This is a genomic window from Paenibacillus sp. FSL K6-0108 (assembly GCF_045040695.1).
Classification (GTDB): domain Bacteria; phylum Bacillota; class Bacilli; order Paenibacillales; family Paenibacillaceae; genus Paenibacillus; species Paenibacillus pabuli_B.
Genome location: NZ_CP150288.1, coordinates 2,382,815 through 2,408,955, shown reverse-complemented (window position 1 = coordinate 2,408,955; position 26,141 = coordinate 2,382,815). Strand labels below are relative to the sequence as shown.

The window sequence follows — 26,141 nt, the reverse complement described above, 5'->3', positions numbered from 1 at the left end:
TATAAATGATGGACAAGATGTTTGTGTTGGATGGAGTGAAATGGATGAATATCCCTCCCGGTCTCAAGCAGACGGGTATCCGCATCGGTGCTGTCTCTCTGGTCAAAGCGATCGGTCTGACTGGACGTGTCATACTTACCCGTATGGCGGGCCCTGAAGGTATAGGTTTATTTCAGATCGCCTATTCCTATTTCGGTTTTATGCTTATGTTAATTACGGGAGGGCTTCCTACCTCCCTTGCCATGTATACAGCTAGGAGACCAGCGCTTGGCTGGGTCTGGTTCAAGCGCTTATCTACCTTGCTGATGCTCATTGGCGGAACGATCTGTTTATTTACACTCGCCTACTCTTCAACCATTTCCAAGTGGCTGGGAACCCCTGTTCTGGAGCCATTTATACGCTCTCTGTCCCTGGCCATATTCGTCGTGCCTCTGTTAAGCCTGCTGCGAGGCTATTTGCAAGGTCTTGAACATTATGGTGCCATTGCTATCTCAGAGATAATGGAACAAGCGGTTCGTGTCGGGCTGATGTTAGGCATTACCTGGCTGTGGCTGCCTCAAGGTGTAATGGCGGCGGTCGGAAGAAGTCTGATTGGAACGGCGATGGGCGGAATTGCAGCTTTTGTGATCCTGCTTCTTTTTTTGCGTCATGCCGGGCAACAGAATGAAATACATACTTGTGTCCCCACAGGGAGGGCTGACGGCTTTTGGTTTATCAAAAGCTCCCTGGTTATTTCCCTCACACGGCTGCTGATTCCATTTTCCGACATGCTGGATGCGGTCATTATTCCGTCAAGGCTGCAAACCGCAGGCTACACCTCCACACAAGCGACTGCAATGTACGGCCTGCTTATGGGTATGGCCATGCTAGTTGTTTATATGCCAACCATTATAACTGCGGCCATATCACATACTCTGACCATGAAGCTTGTTCTCTCTTGGCAGGAACAGGCTTATGATTATTTTGCAAAGAAAAGCAGGAAAACCATGGAGATGGTGTGGATTTTGGGAATCGCCTCCAGCTCCTTTTTATGGATTTTCAACCGCGATCTGGCACAGCTCTTTTTCAATTCTGCAGCAACCGCAGAGCTGATTCGCTGGTTAAGCATCATACCGCTGCTTGTCGGCCTGCGTGAGGTATCCACCAGTATATTGTGGTCACAGGATAACAAAAAAATCAGTTTGATCGGAACGGCAATCGGCATTACTGCGGCTACCCTCTGCCATTACTTCCTGATCCCTCTTGATGGATTTCATCTTAAAGGTGCAGTGGCGGGTGTAGTGCTGATGGAATTCATCATCATGTCTGGAAATCTGATTGGATTGAGAAGCTTGCTCAAAGAGATTCGCATCGGCAATCTTGCTGTTCATGTCCTGATGGTCGGGGCGATCTCGGGATTTGTGATATGGATGAGCGAGTGGAGCAGCCTGACCGTGAACTGGGGAAGCTATGCCATTCTCCCAAACATTTTGCTGTTTTTCTTCTTGAATGGCATTTATCTGATGATCCAATATCGCTTGAGAAGTTGACATTCAATTGTCGATTGTCACAATGCCATCTATTTACATCAACTCCCGACAAGAATATAATGTCTTTAATCTTTCAAAAGTATCGGAAACTTTTTGACCCGCTGGCATTCAATGCTGGCGGGCATCTGTTTTATGTAAGCATTATGTGATACTCACTTTATTTCATCCATTCATTTCATCCATCAAAGGAGTCGTTGACATGACGTCAAGTGAACCACTTTCGTGGAGACGGTTATTTGCATTTTTTGTGCCGCTTGGCATATCCGCCTCTCTCGTTACCATTTCGCACGTAATCATTAACAGCACACTCGCACGTTCCGCTCATCCCGAGACGGTCATTGCCAGCTACGCCATCGCCGGTAGCCTGCTGACTCTCACCGAGCGCCCTTCAACCCTGCTGCGTCAAACCTGTTCAGCGCTGGTTCGGGACCGCCTTTCCTTTCAGGCCCTCACGTTTGTGACCAAAATATTTCTCGCTTGTGTGCTTCTGATCGGATTTCTCATCGTATATTCTCCCATTGGTACAGGTGTATTCAAATATCTGTTTGGCGTAAGCCCGGATCTGTTATCCAAAGTGATTGACGTTTACGAGATTCTTATGTATGTCAGCATCTTTTCGGTCATCCGCAATATCTATCAGGGCATCATTATTACGAATAACCGTACGAAATGGCTGACGATCGGCATGTTATTCCGTCTTGCCGGCATGTATGGCCTGTCCTTGTATTTCATCTATACAGACAGCATTGACAGCGGACGTGTAGGCGCTATCATTTTTGCCGCGGGTATGATGATTGAGGCTTTGGTCAGTTTTCTCGAAGGGAACAGCATCAAGCGCAAGATGCCAGCCAAGCTGGAGGATCATCCTGTTGAGAACAAGGGAGATGTCTTTCGCTTTTATAAACCACTGTTGTTGTCCAGTTTCGTGGCCCTGTTTATCGGACCCGTCATCAACATCGTTCTTGGCAAAACGACCGGGATTGCTCTGGCCATTTCTTCCTTTGCCGTTGCGAGCAGTCTGATGCAGCTGATGCTGAGCTTTTTTACATACATTCACCAGATCGTGCTGAACTTCTATCTTGTTGATGCCAAACTTGTGAAGAAGTTCGCACTTGTCACCGGATTTGTTCCTTTTGCCATGACCGTATCGATTGCCTACACCCCGCTTGGACCGTGGGTACTGGAGAATGTGATGAGCGTTCAGGGCAATCTGCTGCAGCAAAGTTTGTGGACACTGCGTGCATTTGTACTGTTTCCGCTGATTTCACCTTTTCTCGACTTCAGCAATGGTTTGATTCTGCTGCGTGGACAGACCAAAACGATGTTTCGCTCCCAATCGGCCAATGCCATATGCACGGTTATCGTCCTGCTTATTCTGGTTAGCATATTCCCTGCGTGGAACGGCATGATCGGCGCAGTGGCTCAATCCCTCGGTCTGCTTGCCGAGCTGGTCATTGTCTGGCTTGTCATCCGGCGCACACAGAAGGAACCTACCATGTATGTACCCTCATCCGGGAAATCATCCTCCCTCAAGGGATAATCAATTTGAACTGTATCAAGAATGGAGCTTTTCATCATGAAATCAAATCATACCGCCCGCCCAGATCAGAACTGGCTGCGGGCACTCATGTTCACCATCTTCGGTTCCACTGTACTGGTGGTATCGTATTTTCAGCTTTATTTCAGTCATCTGGGATTCAGCCGGGCCGAAATCGGTTATCTGTACGGGATTGGCCCTCTCGTCTCCGTATTCTCCAACATGTTCTGGAGTATGGCCAGTGACCGTTACAACACTGTACGCAAAGTAATGATCATCTTGCTTGCCGGACAACTGATTACCGGTGTCCTGCTCGCCAATGCCACATCCTTTGGTCAGGTATTTGTACTGGTGACACTGTTTTACTTTTTCTACTACCCGGTTTACCCACTTTCCGATACGATGGCGATTACAACTGCGAGCAAGTATGGGCGAAATTTCACTTCCATTCGTGTCTTTGGCTCCATCGGATATGCGTTCTTTGCGTTAAGCATCGGCTACTTTCTCGGATCTTTCGGTCCAGGATGGACGATGTGGGTATGTATCGTGCTGGCCGCGACTACACTTCTGATCGGTTTTCAATTGAAAGATCAGCCTTCCGGCAGCAGCACTAAAATGGATCTCTCAGGGCTGTGGTCCATCTTGAAACGAAGGGATGTCCTCACCTTTTTCGGCTGTGTTTTCCTGCTCGCTCTGGGTCACCGGATGAATGAAGCTTTTCTTACCATTACATTGAAAGATCTGGGTGCCAGTGAAGGGTTAATCGGCTGGTCGCTGTTAATCTCATCCGTAAGCGAAATTCCGGTGTTTCTGCTGTTAAGCAGGTACGGCAATCGCTACAAGGAACTACCTTTGCTCACGATCGCTGCGCTGATGTATACGATTCGCTTGTTTCTGATGTCCATCTCGGATACACCCGCGGCGGTCGTTGCTATTCAAACCATGCACAGCGTGACCTTTGGCATCTTTTACGTAACTGCGGTCCGCTACATTACCCGTCTTGTTCCGGATGGTTATCGCGCGACTGGTATGGCCCTATTCACTATTGTATGGTCCAGCGCTTCCGGTCTGCTCAGCGGAACACTGGGGGGATTGCTGCTGGAGCATACCAATAGAAACACCTTCTACCTCACTGCGATGGCGTTTTCCCTGGCCGCACTTGTTGGATTTTCCATAAAACTTTGGTCAAGCATGACTAGCCGCGCATAAACAACTATGAGAACTTCCCTTATGGAACTCAACAAATCAAAAAAAGCACAGCCTCCCATGGGGGGACTGTGCTTGGGTTCTTATATTCAGCTAGAAGCCAATCATTTATAAGAAATCCGTTTGACCGGAAATATTCTTACAATTTGTTTACGTTAGCTGCTTGAGGACCACGGTTTCCATCAGTGATTTCGAATTCTACCGCTTGACCTTCTTCCAATGTTTTAAAGCCGTCGCCTTGGATTGCGGAGAAATGTACGAATACGTCCTCGCCGCCTTCAACTGAAATAAAGCCATAGCCTTTTTCTGCATTAAACCATTTAACTGTACCTTTCAAATGAACAACCTCCTAAAAATATCGCCATCTATGGCGAATACCCTTATTATACTGTATGAATTTCCACTTTGCAATTTATCTTTTCATTAAAAGCCGAAAAAATTTGCTTTGAATCGTAGGGTACGGTATCATTTTACCAAAACCGTTAGTTTGGAGACTACCTATGATAAAAAAACATGAAATATACAAAACAGACAAGTGGAATATGATGACCGTGGAAGTACAAGGAAAATATCTGGTGCTTCGTGAGATTTCAGAAGAATGGGGCGAGGAATGCCATACTTTCCTCAGCCGACCTGCGTTGATGCACTGGGCTGAACGCCGCTTCCCGAAAGAAGATTTTGAGAACCGCGAGGATGAATGGCGTCAACTGATGGCGGCCTTCAAAGGGGTCTAGCCCATGCAGCTTGACTCAAGCAATGTCGTCATCTTTATTATTCTTGCTTTTTGCCTGGGAATCGTGCTGATTCTGGGACGTAATTCCATCCCGGATCGTCTAAGACGGGGCATGGCTCTAATCGCCACCCTGCTGATTTGTTTCGCATTTTTCCTGATCGTTTACTTTTTGGTGAACATGGGTGCCTAGCTTCTTCAAATATTTCAATGCCTCTCAGGTCATACTATACGGGATTATTCGTATAGTGAGGAGGAAGGCTATTGAAATACCGCAAATCGCTGTTCATTCTGCTGGTACTTAGTCTGATTCCTTCGTCTCTCTCCGCACAAGCGAGTGGGACGAAGGCAGCTTCGTCTATATATTCATCACTTCATCAAAGGAGGATTCCCATGAGTCAATTATTGAAACGTTCCGAGGTACCTACTGAACAAACCTGGAAACTGGAAGATCTATTTGCCGATCAGAAAGCTTGGGATCAGGAATATGAAGAAGTATCGTCTTTGACCAAGAAAGCCTCCGAATTCCAGGGCAAACTGAACAAACCTGAAACACTCAAAAGCTGTTTTGAACTTGAGGATGAAATCAGTCTCAAAACCGAACGCCTCTTTGTGTATGCACGGATGCATCAAGATGAAGACACAGCTAATCCTACATATCAAAACCTTTCCCAAAAAGCACAAAAGCTAAGCGTGCAGGTTGGTGAAGCGCTATCTTATGTCACACCCGAAATCTTGTCCCTTCCGGATGATCAGTTGGATGCCCTCATTGCCAACGAGAAACTCTCTGCCTACAAGTTCACATTGGAAGAGATGAAACGTGAAAAGGCTCATGTACTGAGCCAAGCCGAGGAAGCACTGCTCGCACAGGTAGGCAATCTGTCACAGGCACCACAAACCATCTTTAGCATGTTGAACAACGCTGATCTCAAGTTCCCGAAAATCAAGGATGAGCATGGAAATGAAGTGGAACTAACCCACGGCAGTTATATTCAGTTCTTGGAAAATCCGAATCGGGAAGTTCGTGAACGTGCATTCAAAGCTGTATATGAAACTTATGCCAAGCAAAAGAACACGATTGCTGCGGCTCTGAACGCCAACGTAACCAAAAACATGTTTTATGCGGATGTTCGGAAATACCCTTCCGTCATGGAAATGTCCCTTTATGGAGACAACATTCCGAAGGATGTCTACACCAATCTTGTGGATACGATTCATGAGAGCCTTCCGCTGTTACACCGTTACATGGACCTGCGCAAAAAATTGCTCGGCGTAGATAAGCTGCATATGTATGACCTTTTCGCCCCACTGGTGGATGAGTACAAAATGGACATTACCTATGAGGAAGCAAAACAAACGGTCAAAGATGGCTTGAAGCCGCTTGGTAAGGATTACGCAGATGCATTGCAGGCTGGCTATGATGACCGCTGGATTGATGTATACGAAAATGAGAATAAACGTTCAGGAGCATACAGCTGGGGAGCCTATGGCACCCACCCTTACGTCTTGTTGAATCACAAAGATAACCTGAACAGCATGTTTACACTGGCACATGAAATGGGCCACGCGCTGCATTCCCACTATTCGGACACTACGCTTCCGTATCGGGATGCACAGTACACCATTTTCCTGGCTGAAGTTGCATCCACAACGAATGAAGCCTTGCTGATGGATTATCTGCTCCATAAATCGACAGATCCGAAGGAAAAACTGTACTTGCTGACGTATTACGCAGATCAGTTCCGTACCACTGTATTCCGTCAAACCATGTTTGCAGAATTCGAAAAAATGATTCACGAGCGCGCTGAACAGGGTGAAGCTCTCACACCTCAGCTGCTTTCCGAAATTTATTATGACCTTAACGTCAAATACCATGGAAACAGCATGGTTGTGGACAAAGACATCGAAATGGAATGGGCTCGTATTCCCCACTTCTATAACAGCTTCTATGTGTACAAATATGCGACCGGCTTCTCTGCAGCGACCAGTTTCTCCAAGCAAATTCTGGAAGAAGGCCAACCTGCTGTTGACCGCTATCTTGGATTCCTCAAGAGCGGTGGCAGTGACTATTCCATTAACATCCTGAAAAAAGCAGGAGTGGATATGTCTACGCCAGAGCCGATTCGCGAAGCAATGAGTGTGTTCAAGGAACTGATTGAGCAAATGGAACAACTAACGAAATAAGGTTGCTTTCTCGTCCATGTGACCTGTGTCCCTTGCCCATTCGGGCAAGGGATTTTATAATCAAGCGAGATGCAAGATACATGTATTAGGGTAATTGCATACATAGCTCTGAATCGTTCAACAAGGAGGCACCACCATGAAAATGCAATGGACACTCATCGCAGGTCTCGTTTTTGCATTGCTTACCGGAATTTTTGCGGTTATAAATGTGGATTCCGTACAAGTTAACCTGCTGTTTAATACGGTTCAAATCCCCCTGATTCTGCTCATTCTGGGCTGCACCCTAATCGGTGGAATCATTGTAGGGTCTTATGGTATCTTCCGCCAATATCGACTGCAACGTGAGAACAAGCAATTGCAGTTACGTGTATCCGAATTGGAAAGCTCTGCAGCAAGCAGTTCTTCTTCTCTGGATTCGTTTAAATCGATGGATACATTCGGAACGATTGATTCGGACAACGCTTCTGTGGAGTCCGATTCCATTCAGAGTCAACGAAAAGGAAATCCTTCGGGTACGCTGTAACACATCTGAAGCAGCCTGCTGGCCATCAAGAATGGGATTGTACATTCTGCCAGACAGGCTGTATTCTGTTTTTAGAACAATTTTCTACTGCACACAACCATTAACAAGGAGGAAATTCCCATATGAGTTTTACTATCAATGAATCCTATGTCCTGTCTTTTCTGAAAAAACTACTGGATACCCCCAGCCCTAGCGGTTATACCCATGATATTATCGAGATGATCCGCAAGGAAGCCCAATCACTCGATGTCGCTTTTGAATTGAACAACAAAGGCGGAGCTGTGCTCACATTGCCAGGGCAAGATCCTTCCAGAACGATCGGACTGAGTGCACATGTAGATACTTTGGGAGCCATGGTGCGTTCCATCACTTCCTACGGTACACTGAAGCTCACTTCTGTCGGTGGTTTTACCATGAACAGTATCGAGAATGAGTATTGCACCATCCACACACGTGACGGAAAGACCTATACAGGCACCATCCTCTCCCTGCATCCTTCTGTGCATGTCTATCCAGATGCACGTACGTTTGAAAGAAGCGAGAGCCATATGGAAGTGCGTATTGATGAAGTGGTCTCTTCCAAGGAAGATGTTCTGGCGTTGGGTATCTCTGTCGGGGACTTTATTTCCTTCGATGCCCGTGCGTTCATTACGCCCAGCGGATATATCAAATCACGTCACCTCGATGATAAAGCCAGCGTAGCTGCCTTGTTCGGTATTCTGGAATCTGCACATCGCGAAAACTGGAAACCTCTGCATAACATTTCGCTGCTCATCTCGAACTATGAAGAAGTTGGACACGGCGCTTCTTATATTCCTGCCGAAATCAGCGAATTGATTGCTGTAGACATGGGCGCAATGGGCGACGACCTTAGCTGCAAGGAGACGGATGTATCTATCTGTGCCAAGGATTCGTCCGGACCATATGACTACGATATGACCACTCGGCTGATCAAACTGGCCAAACACGCAAACCTTGATTATGTCGTTGATATTTATCCACAATACGGCTCCGACGGCAGCGCAGCATTACGTGGAGGAAATAACATCCGCGCTGCGTTGATTGGTCCGGGCGTTCATGCTTCCCATTCCATGGAACGCACACATAAAGACGCTGTCCTGAATACAGCGAGACTGCTTGCCGCATATATTACAACCAAGTAAATGGTAAACATGGACATCGGCAAATAGAATGGCTATACAGTATTTGAATAAATGATCAGAGTTCTTGATCTCAATCTTGTCGGGCATGCACGCCGGCTTGGGTACCTATAATTCACCTGTATCATGTAAAAAAAGGACACTTCTGCTGCGCCGTTTAGGGGCATGCTGAAAGTGTCCTTTTTCTTCTGAAATGTCTAATCCGCTCGTTCAACACGTTCATGATAACTACGGTCCAGAAGTTTCAACTTCACTCTGTGTTCCTGAATCTCATTCCTAAGTACATGCAACGTGCTTCGCACTGCACTTAGTCCATCCTTCACCTGAGTCTCCGCTTTGCGAATTTTGTCTTGCACCATCCAGTCCACAAAGAGATTGTCGAAGAAATAGTCTGCGAATGAAAGCAAACCACCAAGGTGTAATTCCGTGTTTACAGCCATCTTCACATCTTCCAGCTCCTTCTGAAATCGGCGAAGACGTCTTCCAGCATCCATAATGGCAACCTGGGCATCATCCATCCTGCTGCGCTTCATATGAGTTGAGATCATTCCCCCACCCATCATGTCGTATATTCCCCAGTTTCCAGCAGAGGACAAAGCCTTCTCAGCGCGTTCAAGTGCAAGGAGCAGGTACTGCCCCTCTTGATCCGCTTCATTTAGCTCCTGAAGCTCTCCCGAGAGATGTTCTCGGTCCTCAGCCATTTGCTGTAATTCTGCATCTTTCTCCAGCAGATCCGTTTCCTTCTTCCCCCATAACACCTTGTAATCACTCTGCCAGAACTGATATTTCCGCTGTTTGTCCAGTTCTTTCTGCACTTGCGAGCGTTGCTCCTGGATATCGTTCAACATCTGGCAAGCCGTATCGTACTCTGCTTTACTTTCCATTAACTCCAATTCTTCTTTCTCCAGTCGATCCTCTTTTTGGCCAATTAAATGATAAAAGAATGCGGATAACGTCATGCTGTTGAGTCGATCGACATCATGTTGTTCCTTCTGCAGGTGCTCCAGACGCTGCTGTACTTTCCTTTTCCATTCCGCTTCCTCCTGGTTCAGCTTCTCCAACCGATCATTCCATTTCTCATACATTCTCCCCTTTTCCTTAATCACTGCCAATTGTTCATTCAGTTCTCTATACATGGATGTAGTTTCCTCCCCTTCAATGAATTTCTTTATTTAATAAACGGTTCGAATATGGTTAACGTTTCATATAAATTCATTTACCTCCATGCAAAAAAATCGCCCTTCCCAAAAGGCGACTGTTTGGTCACTCTTGAAGAGAGGGCGATTCATTGGAATATAGCTTTTGGGATATAGTTTAAGACTTGCTATTTTCAATCTGTTCCGCAAGTTCATTCAGAACGGTCCATCGTTCCATCAGTTCATCCAGATGGCGTTCCGCCTCAGCCTGTTCTGCCATTAACTCCTGCAGACGAGCTGAATCACTGAATGATTCTTCCATCTCTTTATTAATGCGGGCCAGATTGGCTTCAGCTTTCTCGATATTCTCATCAATCTGGTCATATTCACGCTGTTCCTTGAAGCTGAACTTCAGCTTAGGTTTAGCCGCCGGGGCAGCAGGTTTATTATCCTCCGTTGCCGGTTTCACTTTAGCTGCTGTTCCCGCCCCGCTATCCTGAGAAGATCCAGGAGCATTTTTCAGCATCCATTCTGCATATTCACTATAGTCCCCAACATGCACACGCACAGCACCGCCACCTTCAAAAGACAGTACTTTATCCACCGTCCGATCCAGGAAATACCGGTCATGGGACACGACAAATACAACACCCGGGAAATCATCCAGGTAATCTTCGAGTACAGCGAGTGTCTGAATGTCCAGGTCGTTCGTCGGCTCATCCAGCAGCAGAACATTCGGTGCAGCCATCAGCACACGCAGCAGGTATAGACGACGCTTTTCTCCGCCAGACAGACGGGAGATGGGTGTCCACTGTGACGCAGGTGTGAAGAGAAAACGTTCCAGCATCTGAGCTGCGGTAATGAGAGATCCATCCGCCGTTTTTATATTCTCGGCCACTTCCTTAATATACTCAATGACCCGCAGAGATTCATTCATCTCCTGATGCTCCTGAGTGAAGTAACCCAGATTAACAGTAGGGCCTACAACAACCTCCCCGGCATCGGGTTCCAGCTTCCCGGAAATCATTTGCAGTAAGGTCGACTTACCGCTGCCGTTCGGGCCGACAATACCTACCCGGTCACCTGGTACCGCAATGTAACTCAGATCGTCAATCAATGTGCGGCCGCCTGCCGATTTGGACAGATGCTCAATCTCCAGTATTTTTTTACCCAAACGTGTGGAGCCCACGGATACCTCTAGTGAGCCTGAGCGATTGGGACCCTGTTGATCCTTCAACTGTTCGAAACGATCAATTCTCGCTTTTTGTTTCGTAGTCCGTGCTTTGGCACCGCGACGAATCCAGGCGAGCTCCGTGCGCAGCAGATTTTGCCGCTTTTGTTCGGATGCGGATTCACGCTCTTCACGCTCAGCCTTCAGTTCCAGAAAGCGGGTATAGTTGGCTTCATACCGGAACAAGCGTCCATGATCCAGCTCCAGCATCACATTGGCTACACGATCCAGGAAATACCGATCATGCGTAATCATGAGCAATGCGCCGCGCCGTTTTTGCAAATACTGTTCCAGCCAAACTACGGAATCATTATCAATATGGTTCGTAGGCTCATCCAGAATGAGCAATTCGCAAGGATGAATCAGTGCAGAGGCAAGCGCTACCCGTTTGCGTTGTCCACCAGACAACGTTCCCATCAGCGCATCAAATTGACGAATGCCAAGTTTGGACAGAATGCTTTTGGCTTCACTTTCCATCTGCCAAATCTGGAGCTGCTCCATCTGCTGGTTCAAACGCAACAAACGTTCTTGCAGTGCTGGATCGGAAGGATTAAGCTCCAGCAGCTCCATCGTTTCCGTATACTCACGTACTGTTCTCATCTCCGGGCTGTCGCCCTCGAATACTTGTTGCAGCACCGTATTATCCGGGTTGAACTGCGGATTCTGTGCCAGGAACTGTATGCGCACGTCATTCCCAATCGAGATCTGTCCCTCATCCGCTGGCTCCATGCCTGCAATAACACGCAAAAACGTGGACTTCCCGGTTCCATTGACACCAACGACACCAATCTTGTCCTGATCGCCCATGCCAAACGAGGCGTCTTTAAACAATATTTTCTCACCATAGCTTTTCGCAACTTGCTCTACCGTCATTATGTTCATTGCTCGTAACCTACTTCTCTATAAAATAAATTCAATATAAAGCTGCACTTAAGATGCAATAACGCCACTCACGCTATACTTGCAAAAAGGAACGACATCCATCCAGAAACAGAGCTGCTGCAAAGGCAATTCGTTTGTTCAGATGTTCCTCATTAAACTCCGGATTCAGCATGATATCCATCTTGAGGCGATCAAGAATCCCGATATAAGCTTCTGCGAGCAGCACAGGCTCAGGTACGCCAGCATTCTCTAACACCTCACGCACCATGCTCATATATTCATTCATAAATGCCTTCATGAATTTCATCAGGTCCGGATCATTATTCGGTGCCATAAAAAACAGCTTGGTATGATTGCGACGCTCATAATAATACGTAAGGTGTGTCTTGGCGATTGCGCCCAGCTTATCCCCCGTACTCTGATGTGAGTTCAACGCATGATTCAGGCGACTGATAAAACTGTCGCAATCCCGCTTGGATACGGCAACAAATAATTGTTCCTTATTTTTGAAATATAAATAAATGGTGCCTTTCGCAATGCCCGCTTCGTCCGCAATATCGGACATTTTCGTCTCATAGAATCCTTTGGAACCGAAAATACCATAAGCTGCATCCAGAATAGCCTCAGATTTGTCTCCCTGCACAGTGCTCAAATGCACTCCCTCCCTACAACGCCAAAATGATACCCAGACCGATCGCCAAACCTCCACCGATCACCGAACTAAGCACGTTTACCAAATCATTGCTCATCCAGGACCAGCCACGCGACCGAACGGTTTTATGCCCACAATGTTCACTCACCTCGACCTCACGGCCGCACACAGTACAACGATACATATACTGAACTGTTGCGCCCAGATAGGAATCGGCAAAAGCTCCTGCCAATCCGCCTACTAGGCCGACACACGTCCAGCTGAGCAGATTCAAACTCCCGATCCCGACAATCCAGGAAAAGAAGAACGCACCCACACCGATTAAAGCTCCACCTATGGCCGCAGCCAGTGTCCCAAGTAATGAAACACCTCCAGAGGTACCTGGCGTCAGCACCTTCCACGTCACAACAGAGCGCGGCGGCTTACGGCTGAGACTTCCCCACTCGGTTGCCCATGTATCTGAAGTAACGGTAGCCATGACACCGATAAAAGCATACATCCATGCCGGGTGTGGGAGAACCCAGTTCCCCAGCACAAGAAACATGCCGATTCCACCGTTAGCCAAGACCTGTCCCGCATCACGATTGCCCGTCTTCGCATACGATTTCTCAAGCTCCTGCTTGCGATCCTTGCGAAATTTGGAGAACAGCGTTGAGGTAATGAAAAACAACAGCAGTGTTCCAAACCAGAACAGGTTGCCCGCTCCGTAATATATCGTCCCCATGATCACAGCCGCCAGGCAGCCGGACAGGGTTAGCGACTTCTTCGCGTAGGCAGCACCCGCCACAATTAAAGCGCATACGGCGCCAATAATCCAGTCCATAAGTTCTCCTGCATGTGGCAGTATCTATGGCCCACATGACGTTTTATATTTTTGAAATTCAATTATACCACGGTTTGATCCCAATGCCGAAACTCCCTGGCCCCGCATACCAAAAACCTGATTCGGCAGCTTTGAAAGCTGTCAAATCAGGTCTAATGATACTGCAATACATGATATGCATGATCCTGCTTTCGTTTGATCAAGGATCTGATAGCTCCATCACCTCAAGCGCCAGTTCAGACCCGCTTCGTTCCACCAATGACACCATAACGGTAGAGCACGCTGCGACCAAACCAATTGAACAACCGATCGGTGAGAAAGCCCATAAAGCCCAGAGAAATCAGGCCGACAAAGATCCAATCCGTGCGAAAGAATAATCGGGAATTCCAGATCAGATAACCCACGCCTTCATTTGCAGCAATCATCTCCGCACCGATAATGGCCATATAGGAAGTGCCCATTGCCAGTCGTACCCCTGTGAAAATATACGGAGTCGTCGCCGGAACAACGACATGCAGCAAAATCTGCCATTCGTTTGCTCCCATACTGCGGGCTGACCGGATCTTGTCTTCTTCAATGGAGAGTACACCTGTCAGCGTGTTTAACACAACGATGAAGAACGTTGCATACATGATGAGTGCAATCTTCGATTGCTCCCCGATCCCGAACCAGACCAGAAATAGGGTAATGAATGCAATCGGCGGAATAAAGCGGATAAAATTAAGGAAAGGTTCGGCAAACAGTCGAATCATATGAACCTTGCCGATGATAAGCCCTACCGGGATCGCTATCACACTGCCAAGCACCCAACCCGCAAGCACACGTGTAAAACTAATTCCGATATACTGCATCAGTGTACCGTCAGCAAGCAGTTCACGGGCACCAAGAATGGTATCCCACGGACCGGGAATCACTTCAGGACCATAGAGCATGGCCCCTAGCTGCCAAATCAGAATTACCGTCACCCACAATAGAGGGATAGACACCCACTTTTTCTCCAACCACCTCATCTTGCTATCACCTCAATTATTCTTCAAAATGGCTTTGAATCTGGTCATATAGGGTGTTGAACTCCGATGAAGCAATGTTCCTCGGATAAGACAGAGCATTGTCATATATATCCGTTATCTTGGATGAAGGCCCTACGGACATAATTCCTATCCGTTGACCCAGCAAGAGCGCCTCCTGAATATCATGAGTGACAAAAATAACGGTCTTGTGCGTCTCCTGCCAAATATTGACCAGCTCTTTCTGCATCGTACGCCGAGTCATTGCATCCAACGCTCCAAAGGGTTCATCCATCAACAGGATGGCCGAATCGTTAGCTAGCACCCGGGCCAATTGCACCCGCTGCTTCATGCCACCTGACAGTTCCTTTGGAAATTTTGCTTCATGACTACCCAGTCCAACAAGCTCGATGTATCGGTCTGATATTGTACGCCGCTGAGACTTGGGCACCTTGGCCATCCGAAGTCCAAACTCCACATTCTCCCTTACGGTAAGCCATGGAAAGAGAGAAGAATCCGCCTGCTGGAATACCATGGCCCGATCCTTGCCCGGTCTATCGATCTCCTTATTATCCACCTTGAGCTGACCGCCAGACTTGGAGATAAAGCCTGCAATCATATTTAGAAGCGTGGACTTGCCACATCCGCTGGGGCCAAGCAGGACAAAGAATTCCCCTCCCTTGATGACCAGATCGACATCCTTGATAATATAGTGTACATCCCCATGGGTGGGGGCATTGTATGTTTTGTGAAGCTGCTCGATACGAATCGTATGCTGATCTGCAGGTAAGGACATGAGAACACCTCCATTCAATTTGCGAGTTATTTACTATAAGTCACTTTATCTGGCAGTGTCTGCTTTAGGGGCTCCAGGTTCAGTTTGCTATCGAGATCAAAATCATGTTCGATGATTCCGTTATCCACCATATACTGCTTCTGCCCTGCCAGACTGTCATAAGCTGCCTGGGTAAATCCAACTTCCCATGGATTGATTGGCAGATCCTTCAATGTGGCCTCCTTAGGCTGCTTGGTTTCCTTATACATCAGGTCTGCAACCTCTTCAGGATGTGCCTGGGCATACACGGAGGCTTCATTCAGCGCCGCGAGAAAACCACTCACTGTTTCAGGGTTCGTCTGGATGAAATCATTGCTTGCTACAAGCCCCATTCCAAGGCGTACAGGGGTCTGGGACATATCGATGAGCTGATGTACTCCTTCAAGCGCATCGAACTTATCAGTCAAGGCGGAACCAATGACCCAGGTTGCATCTAGATCGCCCTGCTTTAGTGCAATGTACGCTTCGTCAAATGCTCCCTGACCCACCTGGGTTACATCACTTAAACCCAATCCCTGGTCCTTCAAATATTCATCCCACAGGTAAGGAATAAAGGTACCGCGGATGAAACTTACTTTTTTACCCTTCAGATCTGCACCACTCTGTATATCGTTCTTGGCATACAACTTCCATGCAGCTGCTGCTTCATTCGTAGCCTGACCTGCGGAAGCAATGACGGAGTAATCCCCTTTTGCCAAAGCGTTCAATACAGGAAAATCAGCGCCGTAGGCAATATCCACCTGCTTGATAAATAGCGCATTGACACCTTCCGCCGGCGAACCAAACGTAATGCTCTCTGCATCAATACCGTGGCTTGCAAAGAAACCTTTGGCAATGGCTACCCTGAACGTTGGATTCGTACTTGTATCTGCGATCCGGATTTTCACTTTTTTGGCCTCAGTGCCGGATGCGCCTTTTGCTTCGGATACCGATTCGTTTGCAGAACATCCCGATAATATCAATAATATGGATAAGAGCATTAATAACGCACCAGTTAAGGTGGATGGTTTTCTCACAATGTGCACCCCTTTCGTTCTAATCATTGTTCGTCGCTCTTCGCCACCTTACTTGCCTTCGTCTGACGTTGCCACACAGGCTGCACCTTCAACAAACGGCAGTGTTACCTCAACACTTACAACGGATGAAGAACCTTTGGGCGCTGCTCCCGGCACTCTGAAGGCGGACACATCAATCGCATCAATGGCAACCTCCTGAGGCTTCTCCAGCTGTGGTACCCAGTGATAAGGCACACGATACGAACGATAGACCATATTGGTGTTCCGTCCATCCTTATAAGGGGATATATATTCCCAAACCAGTTCATACTCGGATGTAACCTCGAACAGTCTGCCATTGGAGCCTTCGGTAATTAGCGTGTTTCCATTAGGCAGGCGCTGAGCGGAACTAATATATGGACTATAAAATTTATAGGAATCTGTCGGAACGGAGAATCCAGCTTCTGCAGATGTATATTGCCAAACGATCTCCAGGGTCACCGGATTGATCTCCAGCACGCGTGAATGGTCGCGAACGGCATGTTTCAAGCCGTATGGAGAAGCTGGATTAGGTAGACCATAACCGGCCCAGCCGCCATTATCGAATACCAGCAGATTTCCTTCTCCGGGCAAACCTTTGGGAATGATATGCGCATGATGCTGTCCAATAATAGTGCCGATATGCTTCACTTCAGGCAAAGAGTAATCCGGACCTAATTTCCATACGATCTTTCCACTCTGTCTGTCGGTTATTGCGATAATATTTGCTTCTCTGGCATCCCAGATAATATTGTCAGGGTGGAACCGCTCGTCTCCATTTTCATAGAAATGGTTTGGACCAACATAAGAAGCTGAATTAATATGCAGCCAATCACCTACCCCACCACCGAGATGTCCAAATGAGCGTGTGTTCGGGTCACGGAACAGAACATTACGGGCAGCCTCATCGAATCCAAGTTCCTCAAAGTGCTCGTTTGGCAGCCATTCCCATAATACATTTCCCTCCCAATCGACTTCTATAATGGCATCATCAAGCAAAGGCTTATCTGAAATGGACGGGTTATTCACATTTTTATGAGCAAGAATCAGTGTCTTCCCGCTCTGTGTCTTTGGTGCGAGCCCAGGGGCGTAATAGCCGACCGGATTGCCTTCGCGCTGGAAATCATGGTGCTGACGAGCGTACCACAGCGGTTCATATCCCGTATCTTCAATGTGTTCGTAGCTGTTGTATTTCCACACAATATTGCCATCCCAATCCACCTGAACCAAATCAACGTTGTCCTGGATACCGAACTTCGGATCTCTTCGCCCTGTGCTGCCCAATACAAAACCCCCGGGGAAGACTTTGGCCGGGAAGCCCAGCAGCCCTTTCCACAGGTGAACCTCCTTACCATTCATATCAATCAGTACAACCCCTTCCTCGCCTGCCTGATAGACGGTATAACCGCCCCAAGCCTTATCAGGGTTATATACGGTTGCTCCGGTTGGATAAATTGTTGAATGCCCCATTGATCATCTCTCCCTTGGATTGTTGGTTTTAACATCGGATCAATCGTTAATAACTGAGATAGCTGCTCTTTCCGGTATTCTCTCTCTGCTTCTGTTCAGGGTCACTTTCGGTGGATGGATCGTTTTTCTGTCTCCCATTGTTCTCTGCCAATTCCAGCAGCGTATCCGAGAACCCCTCCAGATTCGCTATCACCCGCTCATAAAATTGGCTTTGCTGCTCCAGTTCCTCCGTCGTAAATCCCTCAAACAGAAGCGTGATACATCGGGCACCGATATTGCTGTTCCGCGCAAACATCTCCCGTCCACTTGCAGTAATGTCCAGCAGAACCGTCCGGCGGTCATCTTCCTTGCGCCTGCGGATCGTAAGCCCCTTTTTCTCCAACTTGTCTGTTAAAGCTGTAATGGCACCTGAAGTGAAATCCAGTTGTTCAGCCAAATCCCCCAGCCGCTGTTCCCCTTCACGAATGATTTTGTGCAGGATGAGCATGCCTGGTAAACTGACCCCCTCTACCGATATGCGATCTCGTTCTTTCACGAATCGTCTGACCATTTTACGAAACAACCAATCTGCCTTTTCCAACGCTTCCCAGTCGTTATCGTTCATTTCATCCTCCTGTCTAACTGAACGGCAGCAAATACGAAAAAAGGCTCCCGCGGACATTCCATAGTGGAGTAGTCCCGGGAGCCTTTGGTGGTCCAATCAGCTCGCTTCAGTTCAAATTATTTCACTGTTCATTTAATTAGTGTTAAAATAATTGAGTTCATCATATAACCCACTATCCCAACCTGTCAAGTGTGAATTTAAATTTGTTTTCTGCTCGCTCGATGTCCCTCATATTTAGATTACTTATCCGGTTTTAAGTTTCACTTCAGCTTTCCCGTTTACACTATCCTCAGAGCGTTACATCAAACCAGCTACGATTCAGTTCGTACTTAACTATAGAAATGAGGATGATACATATGAATATGAAGCGCGTAATCATTGTCGGAACAATGATTATCACCATGTCTTTCGCAGGAACAGCCTGGGGCAGATCAGCGATATCGCCTATACCTTTGACGAAATGGTCCATCGTTAACATAGATACCAAAGACGAGAGCGGAGATGAGTTGCTGAGTGCTCTGAATCAAAAGTCGGAAGACGACTTGGTTCAGAATCTGTACGCGGGTAAATCACTGAGGATGATTGCAGATGAGAACGCTGGTGACTATAACCAGGTTGTCGCATTGCAAATAAGGCAGCTCAAGAAGCAATTAGATCAACGACTCGCAAGTGGGAGTATTAGCGCGGAGCAGCACGCCGTGCAAAGCAGTGAATTGGAAGAGTTGGTCACGGAGAGTGCCAATACAGCATACAGCTTCGCGTAAATGAATAGTCTCCCATGTGCTTTAGCAGAGAATGAGGGCACGCCAAAAAGGAGCGTCGAAACGCCCCTTATCTGTTTCATATTTACTCTAAATAAGCAAATTGATGATGTATGATACTTACTGAACTGCTGCTGCAATCGTGCATTTGCCCAAAGATTCGCCGTCCCAGGCTAGTTCAAGCACATCTCCTGCTGCCGTTGGTCCAACCCCTTCTGGTGTGCCTGTAAAGATGATATCTCCAGGTCCCAGTCCGTAATGATGACCTACATAATCCACAATGGCCTGTAGACTGAAAATCATGTTACGAATATTGCCACGTTGGACCTCGGCACCGTTCTTGGTGAGTGTAAAGTCTTTCTCAAGAAGAGCCTGGGCCCCCGGAAATGGCTGGAATGCAGTAACCGGAGCGGAGTTCTTAAACCCTTTGGCCGCTGTCCACGGATGGCCCTTTTTCTTAATAACCGTCTGTACGTCACGTAATGTAAAATCAATGCCAAACGCATACGCGTCAACCAACTCATCCACAGCCATACCCGGCTCATAATCCCGCCCGATTTGAATGATCAGTTCAGCCTCATAATGAACCTCGCCCTTTGTCGCAGGCAATTGCAGCGTTTCACTATTCAAGGCCACAACCGCATGGGAAGGCTTCATAAAGATCATCGGTTCATCCGGAACCGCGTTACCCAATTCTTCTGCATGAAGTTTATAATTTCGTCCTACACAGTATACATTGCGAATGTTTGTCAGCATGGATGTTACGACCACCTTTATCGGATTCATTAGCGTATATGGAGCAAGTTCATCTTTTTATTATATAAGTACATATCATATTTTCGCTATTATATAAATTAAAGTTTACGGTCTGAAAAATCGGCTGCTCGTTTCCTGAAAAGCCTGTTCCCACACATCAGGCCGATTTGTACATAACATCAGTTCCGGATCAATCGCAGCGAGCCTTTTCATAATGACTTTGTCATCGACTGTCCAGGCCATGACCTGAATGCCTTCATTACGCATCTCGCGCATCAGCGATTTGTCCACATTGGTGTATCCGATGGAAAGAAAACTGCAATTCATCTGCCGCAGCACTGCTGCCAGATCACCTGGACGCGCATCAATAATCAACCCCGTTTTGAACTCCGGAGCCAGTTTCTTCACCTCAACCAGAGCCGCAGGTTCAAACGAAGTGATGACCACATCATGCTGCATATGTCTTTTCCTTACCTCATGAATGACTGCTGCCGGAAGGCCGGGATACATGTTTCCTTGCGTTTTAAGTTCAATATTCAATCGCACTTTGCCACAGCAACGATCCAACACCTCACTAAGAGCAGGAACTCGCTCGCCCTTGTAGGCTTTTCCCTTCCATGCACCCGCATCAAGCTGCTGTATTTCTGACCAGTCCGTCTCCCGAACGAGTCCTTTTCCATTCGTAGTCCGGTCAAAAGTAAAGTCATGTATAACTACCGGCACACCATCACGCGATAACTGTACATCCAGCTCCATCCACTGAACTTCAGGCTGTTCCATGGCAAGCAGAAATGCTGCCATCGTATTTTCCGGTGCAATGGACGAAAATCCACGGTGCGCTACACAAAGGTTGTTCATTTCATCCCCTCCTAAATAAATAAAATGCTTTTTAACTTGGCGATGCTAATCCCTTCGCATCAAAACGAATACCTGGCGAGAGCTGTGTCATCTGCTCCAGCAGCAGTTTGTTGGCTTCATCCAGCATCGGAATAGCTTGACCCAACCCTGCTTCATAAGGGATAACCTTCATGCTGCATTTGGCATCCTTACTACAGTTCGCCTGAAAAATCGCTGTTTTCCACGTTTCCTCTGTTGTTGATCTTGAGAAAATAAAATTGCCTGTACTGTATGCAATCCATTTGCCTTTATAGTACTCCACCCCTTGCAAGACATGGGGATGCCCGCCTATAACCAGATCGGCTCCAGCATCTACAAATTCATGTGCCAGGCGAGTCTGATCATTATTCGGTGTGCTGACCCGCTCCTCTCCCCAGTGTGCAACAACGATGACCAGATCAGCCTTTTGACGGGCTTCCTGAATCGCCTTTAACGCACCTGTGGAATTGTAAGCTTCGGCAACACCTGCCCGATTTCCTTCCGCTTTCCAGCTTGTTTCAGGCACTACCCGACTGAATCCTAGCAGTGCAATCTTCATGCCTTTGCGCTCCAGATAAGCAGGTGCATAGGCCTCATTTTCGTTCATGCCTGCCCCGGTATAAGCAATACCATATTCCTTGAGATACGTCAGTGTGTCGACCAAACCTTCAACGCCCTGATCCAGAATATGATTATTGGCCAAATTAACCGCATCAAAACCAGCTGAAGCCATCGCTTTGAGCGCCTTTGGTGAAGATTTGTATACATAGGTTTTGTCTGCTGCACCAGTTCCGCCAAGGGTAACGGGGGTTTCAAGGTTGCCGATGGTCAGATCATCTTCCTTGAACAAGTTGCCGAGCTTTGCAAAAGGATAATCATAGCCGTTTTTATCCAATAACTCAGCCACTTTACCCGAAAACTGGATGTCCCCAACAAAGTTGATGGTTACATTTTTCGCCGGGTTAGATGGCTCTGTCGTCCCAATACCGTCACCCTCGCTCTCCTTAGAGCCGGAAGAAGCGGGAGTATCCGTCGGTTTTTTCGTTCCTGTATCTGTCTTTCCATTTGCCTTGGAGCCTGCAGCATCAGGCTTTTCCTCATCCGACTTACCGCCGGAATTTTCAGTTGCCCGCTCAACGGAATCCTCCGACCCTTCATCCGAAGTATGACCAGCCTCCGAATCCGTTTCAGGTGAACTTACCTGATCACCGCCTTGAGGCCCCTCTTCATCCGCAGGTTCCTGATTCACAGTCGTTTCTGTCACCGTCGGATCTGCTTGCTGATCCTGCATGCCCACTGCATAATAGATGCCGACGAGTCCAATTGCCGCAAGCAGTACCAAATTAACGATCCAAATCCGGCGGCTGCGGGTACGTTTTTGTTTTTTCTTCTGTACACTTCGTTTTGATCTTGGGGGATACATAGGCAGCTCCTCTTCTTCACAGCAATCCTTATCATATTATATCAGGCATATTCTGGATTTCCATCATTCCTTGGAACTGCAAGCATTGAAGAGTACCACTTCTCCTTTATTTCTCACTTTATTAGTATAAAAAAGGCCGTCTCCCTTGTAGAAAACTCTACGATTGAGACAGCCATGTCCTTCATTATGATGCAGTAATTCGCTGTGTCGCTTGAACTGACATTTCCTTCGCCTGTTTAATACAGTCAGGCAACCCCACACCTTCATAACCGGCGCCCGCGATGTATACCCCCGGCAATTTGCTGTCAAGCTCCTCCCGGAGTGCTGCAATGTGCTGCAGATGACCTACCGGATACTGCGGCATGGATTTGCGCAGCCGGGTAATTTCCGAGAAGATCGGAACCGCCTCTACGCCCATCGTTTCACGCAAGTCCTTAAGCACCAGATCCGTCAGTACATCATCCGGCAGTTCCACATTCTGTTCGTCTCCCGAACGGCCAACATAACAACGAAGCAGTACTTTGTCGTCCGGGCTCGTGTGAAGCCACTTGGTTGATGTCCAAGTACACGCTGTAATATTGCGGCCTTCCTTACGCGGAACAAGGAAACCAGATCCATCAAATACATGTTCGATATCTTTTTTCTCAAAAGCCAGCACCACATTCGCTACCGATACGTAATTAATTGCATCCAGAGCCGCTGTATCCACGTGCGGTTGCAGCAGTTCGGATGCAACATACGTAGGTACAGTAATGACTACATCATCTGCTTCAAGATACTCTCCGTTATTCAGTTGAATGCTATATCTGGCCGAATCACCAGTCTGAACATCCAGGGATTGCACGGAAGTGTTCAGTCGTTGATCCACGTCCTGCAATTCATGTACAAGCGCGTGAACGAGGCTCTGCAAGCCCTGACGGAAGTTCAGAAAAGCACTTCTCTTCGTTCCCGTATGGGTCTCAGCCGGTTTGCGGCCAGTCATCATTCCCCGGATCAAACTGCCGTAATCCCGCTCCACTTCGCCGAATTGCGGGAAGGTTGCCTGAAGACTCAATCGCCGCATATCCCCTGCGTAGATGCCCGCAAGCAATGGCTCAGTCAGGTTTTCAAGCACTTCCGCTCCAAGACGGCGCTCAATCATGTAACCGAGCGATTCATCCTCCGTTGTGCGACGGGGAGGGATGACAAAATCCATTAATGCCCGCAGCTTGCCTGCCGGAGATACAAGACCACTTTTTAGAAATGGTCTCAACTCCGTTGGAATTCCCAGCACGAGTCCTGCCGGCATGGGATGTAACTTGCCACGCTGCATGATATACGTTTTTTTGGATTCCGGGTTCTGGCTGACCAGCTCATGATCGATTTCCAGCTCTTTAGCCAAGTCAATCATCGCCGTTTTGCGAGCAAGGAATGAATCTGGCCCCTTCTCAATAACGAACCCATCCCGGTGCAGCGTCTCAATCATGCCACCCATGGAAGAACTCTTCTCAACCAATGTAATTGCAGGTTCAATCCCGGCTTCCCTGTAATGCTTCCGGATATAAAATGCCGCGCTCAGGCCGGTCAGACCTCCGCCGACAACAACAACACGACGTTTATGGTCTTCCATTACACATCTGTTCCTTGCTGCCACTGGCCAATAATGACGTCACTTAACGTTTCCATGTAAAGCGGGTCGCTATTCAGAGAATCGATACGCATGAGGCGCATGTCGATCTCTTTGGCAATCGCTTTTGCTTCAATATCAAGATCATAAAGTACTTCCAGATGATCCGATACGAATCCAATCGGTGCTACAAGCACATCCTCAACCTGCTCCCGAGCAAGATCCTGAAGCGTGTCCAGAATATCAGGACCCAGCCATGGCTCCGCCGTCCGCCCCGCACTTTGCCACGTGAACTGCCAGTTCGAAATTCCTAGACGGGAAGCAATAACTTCCGAAGTCTCCAGCAGTTGCTGCGGATATGGATCACCGATATCTACAATTCGCGCTGGCAGGCTGTGTGCACTGAACAATACCCGTACATCCCCACGCTTGGCTCCCGCTTCCTCGAACTCATCCAATTTGGCGCTAACACGTGTGGATAGAGCCTGAATCAACTTCGGATGCAGGTGATAACTCTCAATAAAGGACATCTGAATACCCAGTTCTTCCGCTTTCTCACGTGCCCGCTTGATATAGCTCCCTACACTCATCGTGGAGAAATGTGGTGCCAATACGATGCCTATTGCGGTCTGAATGCCATCCTTGGCCATCTGTTCGACGCCATCCTCTATGAACGGATATGCATGCTTCAACCCTTGATAACAACGGAATTCAACCTCACGGGAACGGTCATCTCTGTTTAACGTCTCTTGAAGAGCCTTAACTTGATTATCCGTGTTTTCCCGAAGTGGGAATACCCCCCCGACGATCGCTTCATAACGGTCGGTCAGTTCCTTAAGTTGTTCCGGTTCAGGCGGACGGCCTCTCCGGATATGAGTGTAATACGCTTCAATACTTTCCATGTTCTCAGGTGTGCCATACGACATCACCAGTACACCTATTGTATTAGTCATTAGTAACCGTCACCCCAGTCTTCAATGCTTCAGCAGAATATTCATGAATATACGCCGTGAGTTCTCTTAATTTATCCAAAGATGCTTCAGGAAATAATCCGTGTCCCAGGTTGAAAATATACCCCTGCTCCCTGATACCTTCGTCAATAATCAATTTGGCATGCTGCTTGATCAGATCCATCGGTGCAGTCAGCACATAGGGGTCCAGATTGCCTTGCACGGCAAATTTCCCACCCAATCGTCTGCGTCCCTCGGATATCGACACTCTCCAATCGAGCCCAATCACATCAGCTTGAAGATCATGCAGGGTTGGCAGCAATTCACCAGAAGCCACACCCGGGAAATAAATTTTCGGTACATTCAAATCCGATAATTCGGTAAAGATACGAGTAATCGTCGGCAACACATACGTTCTAAAATCATTTGGTGAAAGCGCGCCTACCCAGCTGTCAAACAGCTGGAATGCCTTGCCGCCGTTCGCAATGTGTGCACGGACATATGTAATCACCATATCGCCCAATTTCTGCATCAATTTATGCCACATTTCCGGTTCACTGTACATCATCGTTTTGGTTCGTATGTACCCTTTGGAAGGTCGGCCTTCAATCAAATAGCTGGCGATGGTAAACGGTGCACCGGCAAATGTAATCAGGGGTACATCCAGTTCCTTGTCCAGAATTCGGATCGTCTCCAGTATATGAGACAGATCTCCTTCAACATCAATCGGACGCAAACGATCCACATCTGCCGCCGTGCGGATTGGATTGTCTATCACAGGTCCAATATTTTTAACAATATCAAAATCTATACCGAGGGAAGCAACCGGATTCATAATATCGGAATACAAAATAGCCGCATCCACACCGAGTTTACGTACCGGCATGAGTGTAACTTCAGCTGCTAGCTCAGGTTGACGGCAAATTTCGAGCAAAGAATACTTTTCCTTAATCTTGCGATATTCAGGATCATAACGCCCAGCCTGACGCATGTACCACACGGGAACACGGTCCACCTGCTGTTTGAAGCTGGCCTGAATCAGACGATCATTATAGCTCATGTAAGAAGCCTCCAATAGTTTTTGGACTCATAAATAACATTATGCCCTTTTTAAAGAGCGGTAACAACCACGTGTCGATCTGTTCCGATGACAATACTATGACATTCGTTACATCCCCTCATCCATATGCAAATTATGTTATAATGAAAGAATCGTGTTTTTTTGA

25 protein-coding genes are annotated in these 26,141 nt (G+C 47.5%); 9 read left to right on the top strand and 16 right to left on the bottom strand.

The annotated features are described in order from the left end of the window. Positions 1–44: 44 nt before the first annotated feature. The 3 genes from MHB49_RS11235 to MHB49_RS11225 all read left to right on the top strand — a co-directional run bounded on the left by MHB49_RS11235 (position 45) and on the right by MHB49_RS11225 (position 4,275). Positions 45–1,529, top strand: a complete 1,485-nt coding sequence (locus MHB49_RS11235) for an oligosaccharide flippase family protein (RefSeq protein ID WP_405156161.1) — start codon at positions 45–47, stop codon at positions 1,527–1,529. 199 nt (positions 1,530–1,728) lie between these two features. Then, positions 1,729–3,069 carry a multi antimicrobial extrusion protein MatE gene (locus MHB49_RS11230; protein ID WP_247901983.1) on the top strand — a complete coding sequence of 447 codons (1,341 nt, stop codon included), beginning with the start codon at positions 1,729–1,731 and terminating at the stop codon, positions 3,067–3,069. 36 nt (positions 3,070–3,105) lie between these two features. Continuing rightward, positions 3,106–4,275, top strand: a complete 1,170-nt coding sequence (locus MHB49_RS11225) for an MFS transporter (protein ID WP_247901982.1) — start codon at positions 3,106–3,108, stop codon at positions 4,273–4,275. 136 nt (positions 4,276–4,411) lie between these two features. On the opposite strand, the gene MHB49_RS11220 is transcribed toward MHB49_RS11225, so the two are convergent. After that, complete coding sequence (locus MHB49_RS11220; RefSeq protein ID WP_017689394.1) at positions 4,412–4,609, bottom strand: cold shock domain-containing protein; 198 nt, start codon at positions 4,607–4,609, stop codon at positions 4,412–4,414. Between the two features lie 163 nt (positions 4,610–4,772). Here MHB49_RS11220 and MHB49_RS11215 point away from each other — a divergent pair, with 163 nt between their 5' ends. The 5 genes from MHB49_RS11215 to MHB49_RS11195 all read left to right on the top strand — a co-directional run bounded on the left by MHB49_RS11215 (position 4,773) and on the right by MHB49_RS11195 (position 8,872). Beyond that, positions 4,773–5,006, top strand: a complete 234-nt coding sequence (locus MHB49_RS11215) for a hypothetical protein (protein WP_024629225.1) — start codon at positions 4,773–4,775, stop codon at positions 5,004–5,006. 3 nt (positions 5,007–5,009) lie between these two features. Then, complete coding sequence (locus MHB49_RS11210; protein WP_247901981.1) at positions 5,010–5,195, top strand: hypothetical protein; 186 nt, start codon at positions 5,010–5,012, stop codon at positions 5,193–5,195. Between the two features lie 200 nt (positions 5,196–5,395). Beyond that, positions 5,396–7,186: an oligoendopeptidase F gene (pepF, locus tag MHB49_RS11205; protein WP_405157105.1), complete on the top strand. Its 1,791-nt coding sequence runs from the start codon at positions 5,396–5,398 to the stop codon at positions 7,184–7,186. Positions 7,187–7,322: 136 nt separating this feature from the next. Continuing rightward, on the top strand, positions 7,323–7,709 hold the full coding sequence (locus MHB49_RS11200) for a lipopolysaccharide assembly LapA domain-containing protein (RefSeq protein ID WP_247901980.1): 387 nt from the start codon (positions 7,323–7,325) through the stop codon (positions 7,707–7,709). A 122-nt stretch (positions 7,710–7,831) separates the two neighbouring features. Beyond that, complete coding sequence (locus MHB49_RS11195; RefSeq protein ID WP_405156160.1) at positions 7,832–8,872, top strand: M42 family metallopeptidase; 1,041 nt, start codon at positions 7,832–7,834, stop codon at positions 8,870–8,872. A 194-nt stretch (positions 8,873–9,066) separates the two neighbouring features. Here the strand turns inward: MHB49_RS11195 and MHB49_RS11190 are convergent, their stop codons facing one another. The 9 genes from MHB49_RS11190 to MHB49_RS11150 form a co-directional block, all read right to left on the bottom strand. After that, complete coding sequence (locus MHB49_RS11190; protein ID WP_405156159.1) at positions 9,067–10,005, bottom strand: hypothetical protein; 939 nt, start codon at positions 10,003–10,005, stop codon at positions 9,067–9,069. A 178-nt stretch (positions 10,006–10,183) separates the two neighbouring features. After that, positions 10,184–12,118: an ABC-F family ATP-binding cassette domain-containing protein gene (locus MHB49_RS11185; protein ID WP_405156158.1), complete on the bottom strand. Its 1,935-nt coding sequence runs from the start codon at positions 12,116–12,118 to the stop codon at positions 10,184–10,186. Positions 12,119–12,191: 73 nt separating this feature from the next. Then, on the bottom strand, positions 12,192–12,770 hold the full coding sequence (locus MHB49_RS11180; protein ID WP_247901976.1) for a TetR/AcrR family transcriptional regulator: 579 nt from the start codon (positions 12,768–12,770) through the stop codon (positions 12,192–12,194). A gap of 13 nt (positions 12,771–12,783) precedes the next feature. Further along, positions 12,784–13,593 (bottom strand): DUF92 domain-containing protein, encoded by an 810-nt coding sequence (locus tag MHB49_RS11175; protein WP_405156157.1) that lies wholly within the window; start codon positions 13,591–13,593, stop codon positions 12,784–12,786. Between the two features lie 236 nt (positions 13,594–13,829). After that, positions 13,830–14,603: an ABC transporter permease gene (locus MHB49_RS11170; RefSeq protein ID WP_076292050.1), complete on the bottom strand. Its 774-nt coding sequence runs from the start codon at positions 14,601–14,603 to the stop codon at positions 13,830–13,832. Positions 14,604–14,619: 16 nt separating this feature from the next. Next, on the bottom strand, positions 14,620–15,396 hold the full coding sequence (locus MHB49_RS11165) for an ABC transporter ATP-binding protein (RefSeq protein ID WP_405156156.1): 777 nt from the start codon (positions 15,394–15,396) through the stop codon (positions 14,620–14,622). A 26-nt stretch (positions 15,397–15,422) separates the two neighbouring features. Next, a complete protein-coding gene (locus MHB49_RS11160; RefSeq protein WP_405157104.1) occupies positions 15,423–16,415 on the bottom strand; it encodes an ABC transporter substrate-binding protein in 993 nt (330 codons plus the stop codon). Positions 16,416–16,499: 84 nt separating this feature from the next. Continuing rightward, positions 16,500–17,939 (bottom strand): aryl-sulfate sulfotransferase, encoded by a 1,440-nt coding sequence (locus MHB49_RS11155; RefSeq protein WP_405156155.1) that lies wholly within the window; start codon positions 17,937–17,939, stop codon positions 16,500–16,502. A gap of 46 nt (positions 17,940–17,985) precedes the next feature. Then, positions 17,986–18,543, bottom strand: a complete 558-nt coding sequence (locus MHB49_RS11150; protein WP_247901971.1) for a MarR family winged helix-turn-helix transcriptional regulator — start codon at positions 18,541–18,543, stop codon at positions 17,986–17,988. A gap of 356 nt (positions 18,544–18,899) precedes the next feature. On the opposite strand from MHB49_RS11150, the gene MHB49_RS11145 reads away from it, so the two are divergent. Then, positions 18,900–19,307, top strand: coding sequence for a hypothetical protein (locus tag MHB49_RS11145; protein ID WP_405156154.1), 408 nt, complete (start codon positions 18,900–18,902; stop codon positions 19,305–19,307). Positions 19,308–19,424: 117 nt separating this feature from the next. Here MHB49_RS11145 and MHB49_RS11140 read toward each other — a convergent pair whose 3' ends face one another. The 6 genes from MHB49_RS11140 to hemE form a co-directional block, all read right to left on the bottom strand. Continuing rightward, positions 19,425–20,060, bottom strand: a complete 636-nt coding sequence (locus tag MHB49_RS11140) for a fumarylacetoacetate hydrolase family protein (protein ID WP_405156153.1) — start codon at positions 20,058–20,060, stop codon at positions 19,425–19,427. Positions 20,061–20,165: 105 nt separating this feature from the next. Further along, positions 20,166–20,918: a glycerophosphodiester phosphodiesterase gene (locus tag MHB49_RS11135; RefSeq protein ID WP_405156152.1), complete on the bottom strand. Its 753-nt coding sequence runs from the start codon at positions 20,916–20,918 to the stop codon at positions 20,166–20,168. A gap of 31 nt (positions 20,919–20,949) precedes the next feature. Then, positions 20,950–22,359, bottom strand: coding sequence for a CapA family protein (locus MHB49_RS11130; RefSeq protein ID WP_405156151.1), 1,410 nt, complete (start codon positions 22,357–22,359; stop codon positions 20,950–20,952). 184 nt (positions 22,360–22,543) lie between these two features. Continuing rightward, complete coding sequence (gene hemY, locus MHB49_RS11125; RefSeq protein ID WP_405156150.1) at positions 22,544–23,968, bottom strand: protoporphyrinogen oxidase; 1,425 nt, start codon at positions 23,966–23,968, stop codon at positions 22,544–22,546. Beyond that, a complete protein-coding gene (hemH, locus tag MHB49_RS11120) occupies positions 23,968–24,918 on the bottom strand; it encodes a ferrochelatase (RefSeq protein WP_405156149.1) in 951 nt (316 codons plus the stop codon). Before hemH ends, hemY begins: the two co-directional genes overlap by 1 nt. After that, positions 24,911–25,975 carry a uroporphyrinogen decarboxylase gene (gene hemE / locus MHB49_RS11115; RefSeq protein ID WP_405156148.1) on the bottom strand — a complete coding sequence of 355 codons (1,065 nt, stop codon included), beginning with the start codon at positions 25,973–25,975 and terminating at the stop codon, positions 24,911–24,913. Before hemE ends, hemH begins: the two co-directional genes overlap by 8 nt. Between the last annotated feature and the right edge of the window lie 166 nt (positions 25,976–26,141).